This window comes from Myxococcus llanfairpwllgwyngyllgogerychwyrndrobwllllantysiliogogogochensis (assembly GCF_006636215.1).
GTDB lineage: Bacteria > Myxococcota > Myxococcia > Myxococcales > Myxococcaceae > Myxococcus > Myxococcus llanfairpwllgwyngyllgogerychwyrndrobwllllantysiliogogogochensis.
In genome coordinates, this window is sequence record NZ_VIFM01000217.1 from 1 (window position 1) to 19,413 (window position 19,413).

At 69.0% G+C, this 19,413-nt stretch carries 12 protein-coding genes, 5 tRNA genes, 1 other RNA gene and 2 pseudogenes; 6 read left to right on the top strand and 14 right to left on the bottom strand.

Annotated elements, in window-relative coordinates; genetic code table 11:
* The 3 genes and pseudogenes from FJV41_RS36600 to FJV41_RS36610 form a co-directional block, all read right to left on the bottom strand.
* Window positions 1-453 (bottom strand): annotated as a pseudogene (locus FJV41_RS36600) (hypothetical protein); the annotation flags it as partial.
* Between the two features lie 160 nt (window positions 454-613).
* Window positions 614-1,828 carry a DNA polymerase III subunit gamma/tau gene (gene dnaX / locus FJV41_RS36605; protein ID WP_141647245.1) on the bottom strand — a complete coding sequence of 405 codons (1,215 nt, stop codon included), beginning with the start codon at window positions 1,826-1,828 and terminating at the stop codon, window positions 614-616.
* Between the two features lie 55 nt (window positions 1,829-1,883).
* Entirely contained in the window at window positions 1,884-3,422 is a 1,539-nt protein-coding gene (locus tag FJV41_RS36610; RefSeq protein WP_141647246.1) for a phytoene desaturase family protein, read from the bottom strand.
* 107 nt (window positions 3,423-3,529) lie between these two features.
* On the opposite strand from FJV41_RS36610, the gene FJV41_RS36615 reads away from it, so the two are divergent.
* Window positions 3,530-4,984 carry a glycosyltransferase family 39 protein gene (locus tag FJV41_RS36615; RefSeq protein WP_181791182.1) on the top strand — a complete coding sequence of 485 codons (1,455 nt, stop codon included), beginning with the start codon at window positions 3,530-3,532 and terminating at the stop codon, window positions 4,982-4,984.
* A gap of 110 nt (window positions 4,985-5,094) precedes the next feature.
* Here FJV41_RS36615 and ffs read toward each other — a convergent pair.
* The 9 genes from ffs to FJV41_RS36660 all read right to left on the bottom strand — a co-directional run bounded on the left by ffs (window position 5,095) and on the right by FJV41_RS36660 (window position 12,284).
* Window positions 5,095-5,187: signal recognition particle sRNA small type (gene ffs / locus FJV41_RS36620), an RNA gene on the bottom strand.
* Between the two features lie 33 nt (window positions 5,188-5,220).
* A tRNA-Ser gene (locus FJV41_RS36625) sits at window positions 5,221-5,307 on the bottom strand.
* A 13-nt stretch (window positions 5,308-5,320) separates the two neighbouring features.
* Window positions 5,321-5,407 (bottom strand) — tRNA-Ser (locus tag FJV41_RS36630).
* A 6-nt stretch (window positions 5,408-5,413) separates the two neighbouring features.
* Window positions 5,414-5,881, bottom strand: coding sequence for a tRNA adenosine(34) deaminase TadA (gene tadA, locus FJV41_RS36635; protein ID WP_141647247.1), 468 nt, complete (start codon window positions 5,879-5,881; stop codon window positions 5,414-5,416).
* 24 nt (window positions 5,882-5,905) lie between these two features.
* Window positions 5,906-5,979: transfer RNA gene (locus FJV41_RS36640), tRNA-Arg, on the bottom strand.
* A 30-nt stretch (window positions 5,980-6,009) separates the two neighbouring features.
* Window positions 6,010-6,099: transfer RNA gene (locus FJV41_RS36645), tRNA-Ser, on the bottom strand.
* Between the two features lie 42 nt (window positions 6,100-6,141).
* A tRNA-Ser gene (locus FJV41_RS36650) sits at window positions 6,142-6,228 on the bottom strand.
* Between the two features lie 100 nt (window positions 6,229-6,328).
* Entirely contained in the window at window positions 6,329-7,609 is a 1,281-nt protein-coding gene (gene serS, locus FJV41_RS36655) for a serine--tRNA ligase (protein WP_141647255.1), read from the bottom strand.
* A 136-nt stretch (window positions 7,610-7,745) separates the two neighbouring features.
* A complete protein-coding gene (locus FJV41_RS36660; protein WP_141647248.1) occupies window positions 7,746-12,284 on the bottom strand; it encodes a tetratricopeptide repeat protein in 4,539 nt (1,512 codons plus the stop codon).
* Window positions 12,285-12,480: 196 nt separating this feature from the next.
* On the opposite strand from FJV41_RS36660, the gene FJV41_RS36665 reads away from it, so the two are divergent.
* The 3 genes from FJV41_RS36665 to FJV41_RS36675 all read left to right on the top strand — a co-directional run bounded on the left by FJV41_RS36665 (window position 12,481) and on the right by FJV41_RS36675 (window position 15,554).
* A complete protein-coding gene (locus FJV41_RS36665; protein ID WP_141647249.1) occupies window positions 12,481-13,794 on the top strand; it encodes a protoporphyrinogen/coproporphyrinogen oxidase in 1,314 nt (437 codons plus the stop codon).
* A gap of 91 nt (window positions 13,795-13,885) precedes the next feature.
* Window positions 13,886-14,596: a glycosyltransferase family 2 protein gene (locus FJV41_RS36670; RefSeq protein ID WP_141647250.1), complete on the top strand. Its 711-nt coding sequence runs from the start codon at window positions 13,886-13,888 to the stop codon at window positions 14,594-14,596.
* Between the two features lie 19 nt (window positions 14,597-14,615).
* Window positions 14,616-15,554 carry a polysaccharide deacetylase family protein gene (locus tag FJV41_RS36675; protein ID WP_141647251.1) on the top strand — a complete coding sequence of 313 codons (939 nt, stop codon included), beginning with the start codon at window positions 14,616-14,618 and terminating at the stop codon, window positions 15,552-15,554.
* Window positions 15,555-15,557: 3 nt separating this feature from the next.
* On the opposite strand, the gene FJV41_RS36680 is transcribed toward FJV41_RS36675, so the two are convergent.
* On the bottom strand, window positions 15,558-16,265 hold the full coding sequence (locus FJV41_RS36680; RefSeq protein WP_246137639.1) for an esterase/lipase family protein: 708 nt from the start codon (window positions 16,263-16,265) through the stop codon (window positions 15,558-15,560).
* Window positions 16,266-16,344: 79 nt separating this feature from the next.
* On the bottom strand, window positions 16,345-17,658 hold the full coding sequence (locus tag FJV41_RS36685) for a DUF2252 family protein (RefSeq protein WP_141647252.1): 1,314 nt from the start codon (window positions 17,656-17,658) through the stop codon (window positions 16,345-16,347).
* Between the two features lie 89 nt (window positions 17,659-17,747).
* On the opposite strand from FJV41_RS36685, the gene FJV41_RS36690 reads away from it, so the two are divergent.
* The gene (locus FJV41_RS36690) at window positions 17,748-18,602 is read left to right on the top strand and encodes a lysophospholipid acyltransferase family protein (protein WP_141647253.1); all 855 of its coding nucleotides are present in this window, start codon (window positions 17,748-17,750) and stop codon (window positions 18,600-18,602) included.
* Window positions 18,603-18,642: 40 nt separating this feature from the next.
* Window positions 18,643-19,377: pseudogene (locus FJV41_RS36695) on the top strand (SDR family oxidoreductase); the annotation flags it as partial.
* Window positions 19,378-19,413 lie beyond the last annotated feature (36 nt).

Consider the following 19,413-nt stretch of genomic DNA (forward strand, 5'->3'; position numbering starts at 1 on the left):
GGTGGGGGGCGGAGGTGGGCTCCAGGCACCCGAGGGTCCTGAGTCCGATGCGCCGCCCGAGTGTTGGGGTAGCTCGATGTCATCCGGAGGCTCGGCCACGTAGTCCGACTCGTCGTAGCGCGAGGCTCCGAAGTCACGCGGCGCCGCCTGGACGTTCGGAGCCTGCGAGCCCTGTGCGGACTCGTCGTAGCGAGTGGGGATTGCGTCGCGCGAAGCGTCCTGGGCGAAGGGCGCCTGTGCGCTCTGTGCGGACTCGGCGTAGCGAGCGGTGTTGGCGTCGGGAGGAATCCCGTCCAAGTGCGGCGTCTGGCCCCCTTGCGTCGACTCGGTGAATCGAGCGGGCCCTGCACCGAGCGGTGCTTGAGGAACCTGGGTGTGCTCGCTGACTCGAGCCGCGCCCGTGTCGCGCGGTGCTTCCCGCGCGGACTCGCCGAAGCGCGGTGCTTCCCCCATCCGTGAGTCGTCGGTGGGTCGATGTTCGGACGCGCTTCCAGCGGGCGCCAGTGCCGATGGGGCACGCGCTGTCGAAGCAATGGACTCAGGGGCTGTACCGCGAGCCTCCCAGGTGGGCGGAGGCGGGGCGGAGACTTCCGGACGAGGAGCCTGGCGGGGCTCAGGCGCGAAAGTTCGTGGAGCTGGAGCGACCTCCTGGCGCTCCAGCATTGGTCTTGTTGGCACCCTCACCCTGGGGAAGTCCGGCGGCGAGCCGGTCCACCCGCGCCAGCAGCTCCGGAATGGATCCACCCGGCGACAACTGGATGGCCTTCAGGAGCGCCATCTCCAGCGCGAGCCTCGGCTGCGCCGCACGGGACACATCCCAGACGCTGCCGTGCACCACGTCGAACAGGCGGGTGAGCTGCGCGCTCTCCGCTTCCTTCGCCAGCGCGATGAGCGCCTTCTGCTCGGACTCAGCCAGTTCGGCGGGCGCCTCGCCCAGCGTCTTCGTGACGAAGAGGTGGCGCAACTGGAGCGCCAGCTCCTCCGCGAGCCGCTTCAAGTCGAGCCCGCGGTTGAAGACCTCCTCCACGCGCTCGAGTATGCGCTTGGCGTCCTTGCGCACCAGCGCCTCGGCGAAGTCCTGCACCATCGTCCGGTCGATGGCGCCCAGGGCCTCGGCGACTTCTTCATCCGTCGGACTGGCGCCACACGAGGCGAGCACCTGGTCCAGGAGGCTCAGCGCGTCGCGCATGCCGCCCTCGGACTGGCGCACGACGAGCGACAGCGAACGGTCGGAGATGCCCGCGCCTTCCGCCTTGCAGATCTCCTGGAGCCGCTGGAGCATCCGCGCCGCGGAGATGCGGCGGAAGTTGTGACGCTGGCAGCGCGAGAGAATCGTGTCCGGGAGCTTGTGCGCCTCCGTCGTCGCGAAGATGAACTTCACGTGACCGGGCGGCTCCTCCAGCGTCTTGAGCAGCGCGTTGAACGCCGCTCCGGACAGCATGTGGACCTCGTCGATGATGTAGATCTTGTGCCGGTCTCGCTGCGGCAGGTACTTCGCGTTCTCGCGAATCTCGCGGACGTTCTCGACGCCGTTGTTGGACGCACCGTCGATCTCCGCCACGTCCACGCTGGTGCCGTTGGCGATTTCGATGCACGCCCGGCACTCGCCGCACGGCGTCGCGGTGGGGCCCTTCTCACAGTTGAGGGCCTTGGCGAGCAGTCGAGCGGCCGTCGTCTTGCCGACACCACGAGGGCCGCAGAACAGGTACGCATGAGCGACCCGGTCCATCTTGATGGCGTTCGCGATGGTCCGGACGACGTGCTCCTGTCCGGTCATGTCATCGAACTTCTGCGGGCGCCATTTACGCGCGAGGACGAGGTAGCTCATGGGGGCCTTCATCTAAACACGATGGCGCGGAGGATCCATCTCCAGGCGCTGGGACTCAGCGTCCCAGGGCCTGGAGGACCACGCCCGCGGCGTTGTGGCCGGCCGCGCCGATGACACTGCCGGCGGGGTGACAGCCCGCGCTGCAGAAATAGAGCCCCTGGACCGGCGTCTCGTAGGGCAGCCGGTCGGTGAAGCCCCGCTTGTTGTCCACATGGTGGATGTGGCCCCCCGTGATTCCGAAGTGACTCTCGATTTTCGGGGGCGTGAGGGCGAAGTACTCCTGCACCTTGTCACTGGTCCCCGGGGCGAAGCGGTCGCAGATGGACAGCAGATGTTGCACGTAGCGCGACTCCTCCTTCTCCCACGTGGTGCCCTCCAGCTTGTAGGGCACCCACTCCACGAAGAGGGCGGAGTTGTGGTGCCCCTCGGCGTCGCGCAGCGTGGGGTCCACGGTGGTGTGGATGTACCACTCGATGGAGGGGAACTCCGACAGCTTGCCCGCCTGCGTCTCGCGGTACGAGCGCTCCAGCGCGCCGAGCACGTCGTCCTCCTGCGGCAGCAGGTGGATGGTGGGACCGAACTGGCCCTTGTCCTCGGGCAGACAGGTGAACTTGGGCAGGTCCTTCAAGCACAGGTTCACCTTGAGCGTGGTGCCCGGCACCGCCATCGCGTTCACCTTCGCGCGGTAGTCCGCTGGCAGCGCCGCCGAGTCCACCAGCTTCAGCGTGCGGAACGGGTCGCCGTTGGAGATGACGACGTTGGCGCTCAATTCCTCGCCATTCTCCAGCACCACGCCCTTCACCACGCCCGCGTCCACGCGGACCGAGGTCACCTTCGCGCCCGTGCGGATGGTGGCGCCGTACTTGCGCGCGACGTTGGCGATGGACTGGGTGACGGTGCCCATACCGCCGCCGACAATCATCCACGTGCCGCCGCTGCCGGGCAGTCGGCACATGTTGTGGACGAGCAGGTTCATCCCCGTCCCCGGCGTGTCATAGCCGCCATCCAGCCCGGAGAACGCGTCCGTCACCGCGTACATCGCCTTCACGAAGTCGGACTTGAAGCGGAAGCGCTCCAGGTACTGGCGCGCCGAGCCTCGACACAGCTGGATGAAGTTCTGCCGCAGCGCGGGACGGATGTAGCGCTCGGCGGTCTCCTCGATGGAGAGCGGGGGCAGAAGCCACGAGGGGGCCAGGTCGTCGCGCAGCGCGCCCAGCTCCGTGTTCATCGCCTGGTTGGCCTCCCAGTCCTCCTGGGAGAAGAACTCCAGGAACTGGCGCTTCAGCTCGCGCTCGTCCGAGCCGAACAAGAGATATCGCTTGCCCGTGGTGGGCAGGAAGTAGTGCGGGTCCCTCCGCTTGAGGGGCAGGTCCAGCTCCAGTTCGCGCAACAGCTCCGGCGGCATCAGGCCCAGGAGGTACGCGCCCGTGGACACGCCAAGCCCCGGCGCGCTCTTGAACGGGTACTCCGTGCGGCACGCTCCGCCAATGACGTCCTTGTCCTCCAGGACGGTGACCGACAGGCCCCGGCGCGCGAGCATCGCCGCTGTCACGAGCCCATTATGTCCCGCTCCCACCACGATGACGTCCGGCATGTGTCTTCCTCCTCAGGGAACCGCGTTCCTACCCGAGCGAGGGCCTGCCGGACAAACGTCACCTGGCTTGCACCCGGGCGCGGGGCCGGGGAGAGTCCCCACCGCCCGTGTCCGCACCCCTGCCCGACGCACCCACCGCCCCCGTGTCGCTCGAGAACCCGCCGGCCGATGCTCATCGTCCCGAGCCTCGGAAGCACACACTCCTCACCTGGTTGTCGCTCGCGGGTGTGGCGCTCCTGCCCGCCATCGTCGCCGTGACGCAGCTGGGCCGCATCCATCCCGACGAGGTGTATCAGGCCCTGGAACCCGCCTACTGGCGCGTCCACGGCTACGGGGTGCTGGCATGGGAGTGGCGCGATGGCATCCGCAACTGGGCTGTGCCTGGGGTGCTGGCGGCCTTCCTCAAGCTGGCGCGGATGCTCGGCATCACCGACCCCCAGGGCTATCGCGCCGTGGTGGCCCTCCCCCAACTCGCGCTGCATGCGTGGAGCCTGTGGGCCGCATACCGCTTCTCCGCCCGTCGAGCTGGCCCCGCGGGAGGCTGGCTGGCCGTCCTGTTGCTGGGCCTCTATGGACCGGTGCTCGTCTTCGCCGGACGCACGCTGGCGGAGTCGTTCTCCACGTCCTTCCTCGTGGTGGCGATGGAGGCGTTGGACCGGCGCGAGCGCGAGGGCAGGGCGGGCCTCGTCGGTGGCGCGGCCCTGGGGTTCGCCGTGGTCACGCGCTACCCGTCCGCCATCTGTGTCGTCGCGGCGCTGCTCTGGTTGATGGCCGCCCGACGCTGGAAGCTCCTGGCCTTCACCTGCCTGGGGGGACTCGTGGTGGCCGCGGGGCTGGGCCTGCTGGACCACGTCACCTGGGGCAGCCCCTTCCATTCGTTCTTCAAGTACGTCCGCTTCAACGTCCTGTCCGGAGAAGCGGCGGCCCGCTTCGGCTCGGCGACCCCGGGCTTCTACGCGATGCCCCTGCTGATGGCGGTCCCCCTCTGGGGCTGGGCCGCCGTGCCGCTGGGCCTCTGGGCCCTGAAGCGCAAGGCCGGCGTGTCCCTGCCGCTCACGTGTGCGGGCATCTACCTGGCGGTGCTGCTGGCCACCGCGCACAAGGAGGAGCGCTTCCTCTACCCAGCCCTGGTGTTGGGACTCCTCGCCGCGGCCCCCGTCATCGCCGCCTTCATCACCTCGCGGGCCCACGGGGCGCTGCGCTGGGGGCTGGCCACGGTGGCGCTGGCCTCGGGGCTCGCCTCCGCGTTCTTCTTCCCGCCCAATGATCTCCGCGCGGACCAGTTCAGAGCCATCGTCGCGGCGACCCGCATGGGAGGCGCGACAGGCCTAGTCATCGTCAACGAAGGGCTGTGGGGTTCCGGCGGCTTCTTCTACCTGGGCCAGGAGATTCCCTGGCTCACCTGCGACTGGCCCCGGGACGGCGCCTTCCAGCAGGGCATGCGCGAGCGGCGCTTCAACCGCGTCGTCACCTTCGAGGACCGGGCCCTGCCTGAAATCCAGGCGGCGGGCTTCCGAATCGCGAAGCGCATCGGCCGAGAGACGCTGCTCGTCCGCGACTGAACCCGAGTCAGAAACTCCGGAGGGGAGGGCGCGAGCAAGGCGCCTGGCATCCCCTCGTGTTCTTGCCCGCAAAGGCGAAGAGCCAGACCCCCGAAACGGGAGACTGGCTCTTCAGAACGGCCGGGACACACGCGGTAGATCGCTACCGTTGCTTCCTTCCGGACCTGGCGGGGTTCGCGCCCCCACGTTGTCCCGACCACAAAGGATGTAGACATCGACTGCTGAAACAACAACTACGGAGAGGGTGGGATTCGAACCCACGATACCCTTTCAGATATACACGCGTTCCAGGCGTGCGCCTTCAACCGCTCGGCCACCTCTCCAAGAAGTCTGGAGCGGAGAGCGTAGGATTCGAACCTACGATACCGTTCCCGGTATGCCTGATTTCGAGTCAGGTGCCTTCGACCACTCGGCCAGCTCTCCAAGTATTCAATTGTCGCGTCGCTTCGCGCGCAAGCGCTCGAAGAACGACTTTAGAAGAATCCGGCTGTCTTCCGCCAGGATACCACTCGTGACCTGGAGCCGGTGGTTGTGACGAGGCTCTTCGGCCAGATTGTAGAGAGAGCCGACTGCACCTGCCTTCGGGTCCATGGCGCCAAAGACGAGGCGCGTCACCCGGGACTGCACCAGCGCACCGGCGCACATCGCGCACGGTTCCAACGTCACATAAAGCGTGACGCCCGTCATCCGCCAGACCCCCAGATGCCTGCGAGCGGCATCCAGTGCGAGGACTTCCGCATGGGCGAGGGGATTGCGGTCCACTTCGCGGCGGTTGAAACCCGTTCCAATGACGTTTCCATCATGGACCGCTACCGCACCGACGGGGACCTCTCCGAGTGTCGCGGCTTCCCGCGCGAGCGCGAGCGCCTGCTGCATGAAAGCTTCGTCGTCACTCATGGAGACGGCGTGAAAAGAAGGGAGCGCTCCCTGGAGGATTCGAACCTCCGGCCTTCGGATTCGTAGTCCGACGCTCTATCCAGCTGAGCTAAGGGAGCAAAATCTTCACGCACTGCTACAACAACAGGTGGCGGAGAGAGAGGGATTCGAACCCTCGATACCCTTTCGAGTATGCAGGTTTAGCAAACCTGTGCCTTCAGCCTCTCGGCCATCTCTCCAACTCTTCTCTGTCAAAGAACCGCAAATTTCAAGCACAAATTCGGAGGCGGTAGGATTCGAACCTACGGAGAGCTTGCACCCTCTGCGGTTTTCAAGACCGCTGCCTTCAACCGCTCGGCCACGCCTCCATACAACAACTTCAGCCGGCGGTGTCCCTCGGACCGACGTCGACCGTGGGGCCGCCCTTCTACCTCATTCCGCGCCCGTTGCAAGCGGATGATCACAGTTCTAGAGCGGCTTCAGTTCCTTGATGCCGCCCATGTAGGGCCAGAGCACTTCCGGGATGGCGACGGTGCCGTCGTCCCGCTGGTAGTTCTCCAGGATGGCGATGGAAGTGCGGCCCACCGCGAGCCCGCTGCCGTTCAGGGTATGGACGAGCTGCGGCTTGTCCCCCTTCTGGGCCCGGAAGCGAATCTTCGCCCGGCGGGACTGGAAGTCGCCGCAGTCCGAGCAGGACGAAATCTCCCGGTACGCGTTCTGCCCCGGCAGCCAGACCTCGATGTCGTACGTCTTGCGGGCGGAGAAGCCCATGTCTCCGGTGCACAGCAGCATCACCCGGTGGTGCAGGCCCAGGCGGCGCAGGATGTCGCACGCGTCGTCCGTCATCGACTCCAGCTCTTCCAGGCTCTTGTCGGGCTGGGCGAACTTCACCATCTCCACCTTGTGGAACTGGTGCTGGCGGATGAGGCCGCGAGTGTCCTTGCCGGCGGCGCCCGCCTCCGCGCGGAAGCACGGGCTGAAGGCGCAGTAGCGGATGGGCATCGACTCGCCCTCGAGGATTTCGTCCGCGTGGTAGTTGGTGACGGGCACTTCTGCCGTGGGGATGAGGAAGCGCTCGGGGTCGCCCAGCGTCTTGAAGGCGTCATCCTCGAACTTGGGCAACTGGCCCGTCCCCATCATCGTCTCGCGCAGCACCAGATAGGGCGGAAGCAGCTCCGTGTAGCCCTTCTGGGTGTGCACATCGATCATGAACGTGACGAGCGCACGCTCAAGCCTCGCCAGGGCGCCCTTGTAGAAGGTGAAGCGGCTGCCGGAGACCTTCGCGGCGCGCTCGAAGTCGAGCATGCCCAGCTTCTCCCCCAGCTCGAAGTGCTGCTTCGGCGTGAAGGGCAGGTTCGGCTTCTCACCCCAGCTCTTCACCTGGACGTTCTCGTCCGCGCTGGCTCCCACGGGCACGGACTCGTGCGGCAAGTTGGGGATGAGCAGGAGGATGCGGTCGATTTCCTCCTCCACCTCCTTGAGGCGGTTCTGCTTGTCCTTGATGTCCTGGGAGACGGCGCGAAGGTCGCCGCGCAGCGCGTCCAGCGCCTTGGGATCCTCCTTCGCCTTCTGCTTCATCTCCTCGTTGGCGGCGTTGCGGCGCGCGGCCAGCGCCTCCATGGAGGCGAACAGCTTCCCGCGCTCGGAGAACAGCGCCTGGAAGGGGCCGAGGTCCAGGTTGCCGCCCCGCGTCTTCAGGCGAGCGACGACCGCATCGAAGTTCTGCGCAACGTTCCGGAGGTCCAGCATGTGGGACGCCTTGTAGTCACCCTCGGTGGGCGTCAGCAAGACTCCTCGCGCCCGGGGTGCTCAAGGGCGGACGCCCCGACCGCCGGGGGCCTGACGCCGGCCATCCCTGGAAGGACGGCCGGCTGTCGGCTGGCGGCTAGTTCTGCAGGTCGTAGATCTCTTCCTCGATGTCCTTCTTGTCCGTCGCGTCCGGCTTCTTCACGAGGTAGTCCTTGAAGGCCTGCACGGCTTCCCGGCGCTTGTTCTTCTCCTTATAGGCGAAGCCCAGGTAGTAGTAGGTCATCGGGTTTTCCGGCTCGACGCTGGAGGCCTTGCGGTACCAGTCGATGGCCTTGGCGTGCTGGGCCTGCTCGGTGAAGGCGCGGGCGACCTTGTAGTAGACGTGAGTCAGCTTCGCGTCCGCCTTGAGGGCCGTCTGGTAGCGCTTGATGGCGTCGTTCCAGCGGGCCGCGTTGAAGTACGCGTCGCCGATGGAGCCGAGCACCCGGGTCCGGCGCGGGTCTGACTTGAGGCTGTCCTCGAAGGAGGAGATGGCCTCGTCGAACTCGCCGTTCTCCAGGTGGGCGTGGCCGAGCGCCTCGTGCGCGTCGGCGTTGGCCGGGTCCAGGTCCACGGCGGTGTTCCACTCGCGCATGGCGTCCGGCAGGTTCTTCGCGTCGCGGAGGATGACGCCGTAGGCGTAGTGGTAGTCGGGGCGCTTGGGGGCGCGCTCCACGGCCTTGCGCATGGCGTCCATGGCCTGGGTGAACTCCATCCGCTTCGCCTTCACGAGCGCCAGGTAGTAGAGCGCCTCGTGGTTGGAGGGCTCGTTGCTCAGCGCGAGGCCCAGGTTGCTCTCCGCGCCGGGCAGGTCTCCACGCTCCAGCAGCACCGCGCCCAGGGTGATGGGAATCGTGGTGGAGCGAGGGTCCTCCGCCTTGGCCTTCTCCAGTTCGGCCACGGCCTCGTCGAGCTTGCCCAGGCGCCACAGCACGATGCCGCGCTGCAGCCGGCCGTCCTTCAGCAAGTGGGGGTCCAGCTCCAGGGCGCGGTTGGCCTCCGTCTGCGCCTTCTCCAGGTCGTTGTTGAGCAGCGCCACGCGCGACAGGCCCAGGTGGGCGTCGGCGAGGTTCGGGTCGAGCTGCACGGCGCGCTCGAACTCCTGCTGGCCGAGCAGCGCGTTGTTCTCCGCCAGGGCCAGCTCACCCAGACCGGCGCGCACGCCCGCGAGGTCCGGGGCCTTGGTGGCGGCCTGCTCCAACTGGGTGCGGGCCTCCGCGTTGCGGCGCTGCCGCAGGTAGAAGCGGCCCAGGTAGAGGTTGGCCTCCACCAGGGTGGCGTCCGCGGCGATGGCGCGCTTGTAGTGGCCCTCCGCCTCGGAGAGCTTGTCCAGGGCGTCCTCGATGCGGCCGTAGAGGTAGGCGATGCGGGCCTCATTGGGGAAGCTCCCGCTGGCCTTCTGCACCGCCTCCAGCGCGGCCTGCATCTTCCCGGTCATCACCAGCGAGGTGATGTGGCCGTCGGCGTACTCCAGGTTGTCACCCTCTTCCGAGGCCAGCGCCGTGTACAGCGGCAGGGCGCCTTCGTAGTTGCGCTGGGCGCGCATCACGTGGGCCAGCTGCGCCTTGAGGAAGTCGGACTGAGGGTCCTTCTCCAGGGCGGACTTCAGCTCCGCCTCCGCCTCCTTGGGCTTGTGCTGGTGGAAGAGCGCCACGCCCTTGAGTCCCCGGGCGCGAGCGAGCTCCGCGGGGCCGAGCGCGGACTGGACGTCCTCGGCGAGAGCCTCCTCCACGGACTGGGTGCCCTTCTCGGCATCCTTGCGCACCAGCAGCTGCACGGCCGCGAGTTCCACGGCGGAGGCGGCGTGCTTGCGGTCGGCCTCGAGCGCGGCGGCGTACGAGGCGGCGGCCTCGTCGGCACGGCCCGCGGCCTGGTGCAGGTTGCCCAGCGCGTGGTGGGCCTTGGCGGACTTGGGGTCCGCGGCGAGCACCTTCTTCAGCGTCTCGATGGCGCTGTTCTGGTCGCGCTTCATCGCCTGGGCCTCGGCCACGAGGAAGGCCAGCTCCAGGTCCGCCTGGTTCGCCTCGCGGCTGAAGGCGTCCAGCAGCGGGGGCAGCGCCGCGTCCGCCTGTCGGGAGGTGAGCGCGAGCGACGCGGCCGCCTTGATGACGTCGACGTCCTTCTCGCCCAGCAGCGCGATGTCCGCCATCGCCTCGCGGCAGCGGCTCATGTCGGCCATGTCGGCCGCGGCGTACTTGCGCTGCAGGTAATAGACGGACTGGCACCACAGCGAGCGCACCGCCGGATACTCCTTCTCCTGGAGCGCCTGCGCGGAGAGGGTGTGCGCCTGCTTGTAGCTGGCGAAGGTGTCCTGGAGGAGCGCCTGGCGCGCCTGGCTCACGAGCTGCGCCTGGGGCGAGCCGTCCGAGACGCGCGCGGGGAAGATGGCCCGGCGACCGAAGGCGCCGTAGCGCGTGCCGAACTCCGTGCCCACGCCGATGCCCAGCATCAACACGGCCACGCCGGCGGCGATGAACAGGGGGATGCGCTTCTTGATCTTCGCATCGGCGCCACTGCGGTCCACGACGGAGACCGCGGCCATGCGGCCTTCGTAGAGCTGCTCCAGGCGACGCATGTTCGCCTGCGTTCCACCCGGGTCGGCGCGAGGGGCTTCGGAGTCCGACGCGGTGGCGACGGGCGCGGCGGCCACGACCTTGGACGGACCCTCCATCAGCCTCTGGATGGCGGAGGCGAAGGTGGGGATGGTGCCGATGGCCGACCACGACTCGGAGTCCAGGGAGACGTCCTCGTTGCCGAGCAGCTGCCCGTCCTCGAGCATCTTGACGACGACGCCCTCGTCGAACGGGCCGAACACCTTGCCGGAGCGGCGGCGGACGTGGAAGCGGCGCACCTTGGCGCCGGCCTGGCCCGTCTCGCGGCTCGCGGCGTCGTCGATGAAGGACAGCATCTCCAGACCGTCCGCCGGACCCGCGTTGGGCGGGGGCGGCAGGGGGTCGGAGAGGTCCGCTTCCAGGTCGTCACCGGGCCTCGCGGTGGGGTCGAACTCGAGCGAGTCCGGGATGCCGGGCGACGCCGCGGGAGTCGGCGGCATCCCGAAGTCCACGTCGCCAAAGTCCACCGAGGGGTTGAACGACGCGGGAGGCGCGGTGGGAGGCGGGGGCTCGGCGAAGTCGAGGCTGAAGTCCGGCACCGGCGCGGGCGCGGAACCGAAATCCGCGTTGAACCCGGGCGTGGGGGGCGAGGCGAAGTCGAACGACAGGTCCTGCGGCTGCGCGGCTGGCGACGGCAGGTCGGAGAAGTCCATCCCGGGCGCGGCGGGCGACGGCAGGTCCGAGAAGTCCATCGCTCCCGCGGTGGGCGGCGACGCGGAGAACGGATCCTCCCCCGCGGGCACGGGCAGCTCGGCGAAGTCGAACGACGGTCCCCCCGAGGGCGGAGGCGGCAGCGCGAAGGGGTCCTCCGTCATCGGCACCTGCGCATACGCGGGAGGCGGAGGCAGCGCGAAGGGGTCTGCTTCCAACGGCGGAGGAGGCAGCGCGAACGGGTCCTCCGTCATGGGCGCCTCCGCGTACGCGGGAGGCGGAGGCAGCGCGAACGGGTTCGCCTCGACCGGGTAGCCGGCATGCGCGGGGTTGGGCGTGGGCGGCAGCGCGAAGGCGGTGGCTTCGCCGCTCGGGGTCTCGACGTCGAAGGCGAAAGGATCCGCTTCAGGCTGCGCGGGCACGGGAAGCGCGTCGTCGGAGAAGTCGAAGTCGCGCGCGGTGCCCGTCACGTCGGGCATTTCGACGGAGCCGTGGGCCAGGTCCACCGGCGGCGCCAGCGAGTCGTCCGAGAAGTCGAACTCGCGCCCCGCCTTGGGCGGAGGGGGCGCCGCGGGCCGAGGCGGCTCGCGGAACGCCGCGTTGGGCATCGGAATGGCCACGACCCGCGTCACGTCCCGGTCCTGGCGGACGGGTGGCTCCACGTCGTCGAAGCCCTCGCTGAACGCGTCCACCGCGCCCGGCAGGGGAATGGCGCCAGACGAAGACGCGACACCCGGCAGCGGGATGGCACCGGAGTCGAAAGGCGCGGAGGCACCAGGCAGTGGAATGGCGCCCGCGTCGTAGCCGAAGTCATCCTGCGGCGCGGAGGCGCCGGGCAGCGGAATGGCGCCCGCGTCGTAGCCGAAATCATCCTGCGGCGCGGAGGCGCCGGGCAGCGGAATGGCGCCCGCGTCGAAGGCGAAGTCGTCGTGCGGAGCGGAGGCACCGGGCAGCGGAATGGCGCCCGCGTCGTAGCCGAAGTCGTCTTGCGGAGCGGAGGCGCCGGGCAGCGGAATGGCACCCGAGTCGTAGCCGAAGCCATCGGACTGTGGGGCGGCGCCCGGGAGGGGAATGGCCTCGTGCCCCAGGGCGATGGCCCCGGAGGGCGCGGCGCCCGGGAGGGGAATCGCGATGGCGCCCGACGGCGCGGCCCCGGGGAGGGGAATCGCGGCGGCGCTCGGCGCGGACGCACCGGGCAGCGGAATGGCTGCGGCCGACGGAGCAGGCGCGGCAGGGGCCGCTGCGCTCACTCCCTCGGGTCTGATGGGGAAGGTGGTCTGGCACCGGGCGCACTTGAGCTTCGCGCCACCCGGGGGGATCCGCTTGTCATCGATGTTGTAATTCGTCTGGCAAGACGGGCAGGAGACTTTCATGGGGTTCCTTCGACGGGACCGGCGCGCGCAGGCTACCAGAGGCGTTTCCAGCCCGGAAAGAACGCGCCAGCCCGCAGTGGAAGCGGTCCCCCCCTTTACTCCCAGGCGGGCGGCCGAGGGGGCTTGAGATTTCGCGCCCCTGGCACCGCGCGTTCGGCTCCCCCTCACCCGGAGGAGGTGGTAGGACCGACCCGGTATGGAACCCATCGTCATCCTGGGAGCGGGGCTCGCGGGTCTCTCCACCGCCCATTTCCTCCAGAAGCCCTGGCTCCTCATCGAGAAGTCAGACCGGGTCGGCGGCCTCATCAAGACCGAGGTCATCGATGGGTGTTATTTCGACCCCACCGGGCACTGGCTCCACCTGCGGGACGCCGAAATCCAGGAACTGGTGAACACGCGCTGGCTGCCGGGGCAGATGGTCCGCATCCAGCGCAAGGCGGGCATCTTCACGCGCGGCGTCTTCACGCGCTTCCCGTACCAGGTGAACACCCACGGGCTGCCGCCGGACGTCGTCGCGGAGAACCTCGTCGGGTACGTGGAGGCCATCTACGGCGAGAAGGGCCGTGCGCTGCGTGAGCGGGAGCCTCGCGACTTCGAGGAGTTCATCCTCCGCTACATGGGCGAGGGCTTCGCGAAGAACTTCATGGTGCCCTACAACCAGAAGCTCTGGACGGTGCACCCCCGTGAGCTGTCCGCCGCCTGGGTGGGTCGCTTCGTGCCCCGGCCCTCCCTCAAGGAAGTGGTGGACGGAGCGCTCGGCGCGGGCAGCGACGCGGTGGGCTACAACGCGTCCTTCGTCTACCCGCGCGAGGGTGGCATCGAGAGCCTTGCCCGCGCCATGCTGCGAGACTTGAAGGGCGGCGAGCTGAGCGTCCGCACCGAGCCCACCTCCATCGACTGGAAGGCGCGCAAGGTCGTGTTGTCCGACGGCAGGACGCTGTCCTACTCGGGGCTGGTGTCCACCGTGTCGCTGCCCGGACTGGTGCGGCTCCTGGCCCAGGGCGCTTCGGGAGTGCCCGACGAGGTCGTCGCCGCCGCGAAGCGTCTGCGTGCCACCACCGTCACCTACGTCGCCGTGGCCGCCAAGGGCGCCAATCGGCAGCCCTGGCATTGGATCTACCTGCCGGAGCCGGAGTTCCACACGTACCGCATCGGCTCACCCTCGGCGGTGTACGACGCGCTGGCCCCCAAGGACACCGCGACGTTCTACGTGGAGTACAGCCACCACGGCGAGCTGTCCCCGGCCGCCGCGGAGAAGTACGCCGTGGAGGACCTGCTGCGCTCGCAGATGATCCACTCCGCGGACGACGTCCTCTTCGCCCAGGCCCGGGAGATTCCCCACGCCTACGTCCTCTATGACGACGCTTACGGGCCCGCGAAGGCGGAAATCCTCCGTTTCCTGGAGCACGCGGGCATCCTCACGGCGGGCCGCTATGGACAGTGGGAGTACTCGTCCATGGAGGACGCCATCCTCGGCGGGCGGGCGTGTGCCCGGACGCTGAACGGCTGACGAAGTCGAGACGCGCCGCGCCGCATCTTGTCGACGGGTGGCGCGGGGCATGCTAGGCGGACCGGACCGCAGCCTGTCCGGACCTGATTCCATGGCACCGCACCTGTCCGTCGTCATCCCTGTCTACAACGAGGAGTCCATCATCACCTCGGCGGCGGACGAGCTCCGCCAGGGGTTGGATGCGCGTGGACTCGACTACGAAATCATCTTCGCGGAGAACGGCTCCCGGGACGCCACGCCGCGCATCCTCGACGAGCTGTGCGCGAAGCACCCGCGCCTGCGCTGGTTCCACTCGGAGCGCCCCAACTACGGCGTCGCCCTCAAGGCCGGCATCAGCATGGCCCGGGGCACCTACGTCATCTGTGACGAAATCGACCTCTGCGACGTCACCTTCTACGACGCGGCGCTGCCGCGCCTGGAGCGGGGCGAGGCGGACATGGTCGTGGGTTCCAAGGCGGCCAAGGGCGCCAGCGACCAGCGCCCCCTCATCCGCCGCGCGGCCACCCGGGTGCACAACAAGCTCCTGAAGGTGACGCTGGGCTTCCAGGGCACGGACACGCACGGGCTCAAGGCATTCCGCCGCGAGGCGCTCCTCCCCGTCATCCAGAAGTGCGTGGTGGACATGGACGTGTTCGCCAGCGAGTTCGTCATCCGCGCCTGGCGCGAGGGGCTGAGGGTGATGGAGATTCCCATCCAGCTCCACGAGAAGCGCCAGCCGTCCATCCACCTCTTCAAGCGCGTCCCCAACGTGCTCAAGAACGTGGGCAAGTTGTTCTACGTCATCCGCATTCGCGGCACGTGAGCGGGGGAGGGCGCGCACCGTGAGGCTGGCGTCCATCTCCGTCGACCTCGACTCCCTGCCGCACTACTGCCGCATCCACGGCCTGCCGGAGTCGCTGCTGGATGCGCGTGCCCGCTCCCTCGTCCATGCCGTGGCGGTGCCTCGTTTCCGCGAGCTGCTCGACACGCTCGGCGCGCCGGGCACCTTCTTCGCCATCGGCGAGGACCTGGAGGCGGACACCCTTGCCTCCTCGGGTATGCGCGCGGCCCATGAAGCGGGCATCGAGGTGGCCAGCCACAGCCACGCGCATGACTACGCCCTCACGCGCCGGGGCCCCGCCGCCATTCTGGAGGACCTGCGGCGCGCCGATGCGGCCATCCTCGCGGCCACGGGCGCACGGCCCGAGGGCTTCCGCGCGCCGGGCTACACACTGAACGCGGACCTCTACGCGGCCACCGTCGAGCTGGGCTACCGGTATGGCTCGTCCGCGTTTCCCGCCACGCCGTACTACGCGGCCAAGGCGGCGGTGATGGGCGCGCTGTCGCTGATGGGGCGCCCGTCCCGCTCGGTGCTCGACACGCCTCGCGTGCTGCTCGCGCCCCGCGTGCCGTACCGCCCGGACCCGGCCCGGCCCTATCGACGGGGCACAGGCTCGGTGCTGGAGCTGCCCATGGCGGTGACGCCCGCCCTGCGCTTCCCGTTCATCGGCACCTTCGCCACCACGCTGCCGCTGCGGACCCTGCGAGGTGCGTGGCGCTCCTGCCGCCGCGACGCGTTCTTCAACTTCGAACTCCACGGCGTGGACGTGCTGGACGCAACGGACGGGATTCCCGGCGAGCTGGTCCGACAGCAGCGGGACCTGCGCGTCAGCGCGACGCGGAAGCTCGAGCGACTGCGTGAAATCTTCGGCTGGCTGAAGTCCGAATGCGACGTCGTCACGCTGCGCGACGCGGCCGGGCGGCTGTCCGCCACGCTGTGAGCGTCACCTGGCCACGGCGGGCGAGCCGAGCACGTCCACCACCGAGTCCAGCACGCGCGGGTCGGTGAGCATCCACGGGTGGAGCAGCACGGGAAAGGTGCGCTCGCTGGCCCCCGGTAGCCGTGAGCTGGAGGCGGGGAGGATGGTCAAATCCAACGGCGTCCAGAAGCTGTGCACCTCCGTGCTGCCCCAGGGACGAGGGTCCTGCTGGAGTGCCCGCAGGAGCCTGCTGCCGGGCCGCATCTGCGCCACGCCCTTGCCTCGTCCCAGGAACGCCAGACCCGTGCCCGAATGCGGGCCGGAGATGGAGACGAAGCGCCTCACCACCAGACGCCCTCCGAGCAACTGCACCCAGTAGCGCGTGACGAGCGCCCCCATGCTGAAGCCCACCACATCCACGCGGCGGGCGCCGGTGCGTGCGCGCAGGGCCTCGGCCTCGCGGGCCACCTGCCGGGCCAGCACGGGAATCCCCTCACTGCCGTTGTTGGGGACCATGGAGACGGCGTGGACATGGGGCCAGCCCTCGCGCTCCAGCCGGCGGCGCAGCAGGTCGAAGGCGCTGGCGTCGTCGCCAATGCCATGGACGAGCAGCACGGGCACGCGCTGCTCCACGGGCGCAAGCCGTGGAGACGACGCGGCGAGCGCGGCGGCCGTCACGGCGCACCCCGAGAAGAGCCAGGCCAGGCCCAGCAGGACGAGCATCGTGCGCATGCGGGGCGAGACATGGCGACGTCACCCCTGGCTGGCATGGGGCCACGGGGGCATTCGTCCACTCGTGGCGGCCCGGGGCTCAGGTGCCGTCACGCAGTGCACTCCAATCCGCCCGCACCTGGTCGGCATAGGCCCGCGCGAAGGCCGACAGCCGGCCCGTGGCCTGGGCCGCGTCGTCGCCCACCCAGAACCGCAGCTCGCGCGCCTGCTCGGGCGTGGCGCCGTGGGCCCGAGCCAGGACCTGACCGACCTGGGTGAAGACCGAGACCAGGTCCTTCTTTCCCGTCAGCGCCCCGTCTCCCAGCTTCGCCTTCTCCGGCTCCAGCTCGCGCACCAGGAAGGCCCGCCCTCCCATGCGAGTGGCACCGGTGAGCGGGTTGGCGTGGCCGGAGAGCCGGCGCTGCGCGTCCACCACCGCGCTTCCGTCCGCTGGAAGCGGAGGCGACTCCACGCTCGGGGCGAGCAGCTCCTTCAGTTCCAGCAGCACGGGAGGCGCCTTCGGGTCCGCCGCGCGCGCCAGCACCCAGTACCGCTCCAGCCCATAGCTGCTGCCGCCCGCGTCCAGCCGCCGGGCCACGTCCAGCACACGCGGCGGCAGGGCGATGTCCTGCCGTCCCGTCAGCGTGGCCAGGGAGTCCGCCAGGGCGGCCCGCACCTCCCGCTGCTTCGCGGGGGAGACCGACTTCAACGTGTCCGAGGTCCGGAAGCTCGCGGCGTCAGGGCCCTCCAGCCGGGCATGTTTCTTCACCAGGGCCTCTCGCGAGGTGTCGTTCGCGTCCCCGAGGAGGTCATCCACCGCGCCTGTGGCCTCCTTCTTGGTGAGGAATGCCCCGGGGTTCTCCGCGCCTCCGGCGAGCGACTCGAGTGTCGAGAAGTATGCGTCCGCGAAGGCCCGGAGGATGACCTCTTGTTCCTTGGAGGACAGCCCCGACTCGCGCGCGGTGAGCACGGCGCTGGTCGCCGTGCGCGTCAGATCCACCTCCGGCGAGCCGCGCCCGGCCTGGTCGAAGTCGTTGAGCCCCCACACCGGCTTGCCCTCTGGCCCGCGGAAGGTGCCGAGGTTTCCCACGTGCGCGTCACCCACCACCGGGATTCGGGGCGCGGGGCGGTCCACCAGCCGGGACTCGGCGGAGTAGGGGCCTCGCAGGTCCGCGTGGAAGAGGGTGGGCATCATCCGGAAGAAGGACGACGGACGCTCGCGCATCAACGCCAGCTTCTCCTCGAGACGCGCGGGGGGCAGGTCCAGCCGTGCATGGAAGTCCTGGCTGAACGTCACCGCCTGCCCGGGCGCGCGTCGCAGGGTGGACGCGGAGGCCCTGGCGCTGCTGGCGGGCGCCGAGACGGGAGCTGCGGCCTTCGGGGTGGAAGCCGCGGGGCGGGGAGGAATTCGCATGAGCGTGGGCTCCTCACGTTATCCCGGATGGGCACGGCAAGGTTTCCCCACTCCCGGTACGGGGGCCGGTGGTGTAAAGAACCAGGGATATGCTGGAGCGACTCGGCGACCGAGTGAAGAAGGGCCTGCGCGAATGGACCGACCGCCTGGCCAACGACGAGCAGAAAGAGCGGATGCAGGCCCTGGTTCGGCCTGAGAACGAGTACGGGGTCGACCCGTTCGGCTACAACCTCGACTTCAGCCTGTCGGCGGTGGCGCCCTTCCTGTGGCTCTACCGCAACTACTTCCGCGTGGAGACCTACGGCATCGAAAAGGTCCCCGCCGGCCGCGTGCTGCTGGTGTCCAACCACTCCGGCCAGCTCCCCCTGGACGGCGCCATGATTGGCGTCTCCCTGATGCTGGAGGCCAGTCCGCCCCGCGCCATGCGCAGCATGGTGGAGAAGTGGGTGCCGTCCCTGCCGTACGTCTCCACCTTCATGGCGCGCATGGGCCAGATTGTCGGCACGCCGGAGAACTGCCGGCGGCTCTTGGAGTCCGACGAGGCCATCCTCGTGTTCCCGGAAGGGCTGCGCGGCATCAACAAGCTGTGGCCCCAGCGCTACCAGCTCCAGGAGTTCGGCCTGGGCTTCATGCGCCTGGCGCTGGAGACGCGCACGCCCATTGTCCCCGTGGCCGTCGTCGGCGCCGAGGAACAGGCCCCCGCGCTCATGGACCTCAAGCCCGTGGCGAAGCTGCTCGGCTTCCCGTCCTTCCCCGTCACCCCCACGGGCCTGCCCTTCCCGCTGCCCACCAAGTACCGCCTGTACTACGGCGACCCGATGCACTTCACGGGACGCCCGGACGACGAGGACAGCGAGCTGGACAAGAAGGTCCGCACCGTGAAGGCGGCCATCCAGTCCATGCTCCACCAGGGACTCAAGGAGCGGCGCGGGGTGTTCTGGTGAGCGCCCGCGCCCCAGCTGACGGTGTTATGAGGCTCGCACCATGAGACCGGCCGTCGTCGTCACGGGCATCAGCGGCAACCTCGGCCGCACCCTCGCCAAGCTCCTCCACAAGCACGAGCGCATCATCGGCATCGACCGGCGTCCCTTCGTGGGCCGGCCGAAAGACGTGGAGATGTACGAGCTGGACCTGCGCAAGAAGAAGGCGGAGGACGTCTTCCGCAAGAACGAGGTCCGCGCCGTCATCCACATGGGCATCATGCATGACCCGCGCATGAGCGAGGAGGAGCACCACTCCTTCAACGTCGTGGGCACCACGCGCCTGTTGGAGTACTGCGCGAAGTACGGCGTGAAGAAGGTCGTCGTGCTGTCCTCGGCCAACGTCTACGGACCCAGCCCGGACAACTCCAACTTCCTCACCGAGGACGCGCCGCTCATGGCGGCCAGCCGCTTCTCCGGCGTGCGGGACTTGATTGAAGTGGACATGCTCGCGCATGGCTTCTTCTGGAAGCACCCGCACATCGAGACGGTGATTCTGCGGCCCGTCCACATCGTCGGGCCCACCATCAAGAACGCGCCCTCCAACTACCTGCGCCTGCGCCACCCGTGGATGCTGGCCGGCTTCGACCCCATGGTGCAGCTCATCCACGTGGAGGACGTCGCGCGCGCCATGGTGGCGGCCCTGCGCCCGGAGCCCAAGGGCGTCTACAACATCGTCGGCCCCGGAGAAGTGCCCCTGTCCGCGGTGATGCGCGAGCTGGGCAACTCCCCCATCCCCTGTCTCTGAGACACAGATCCGAGCCCACGAGACCGA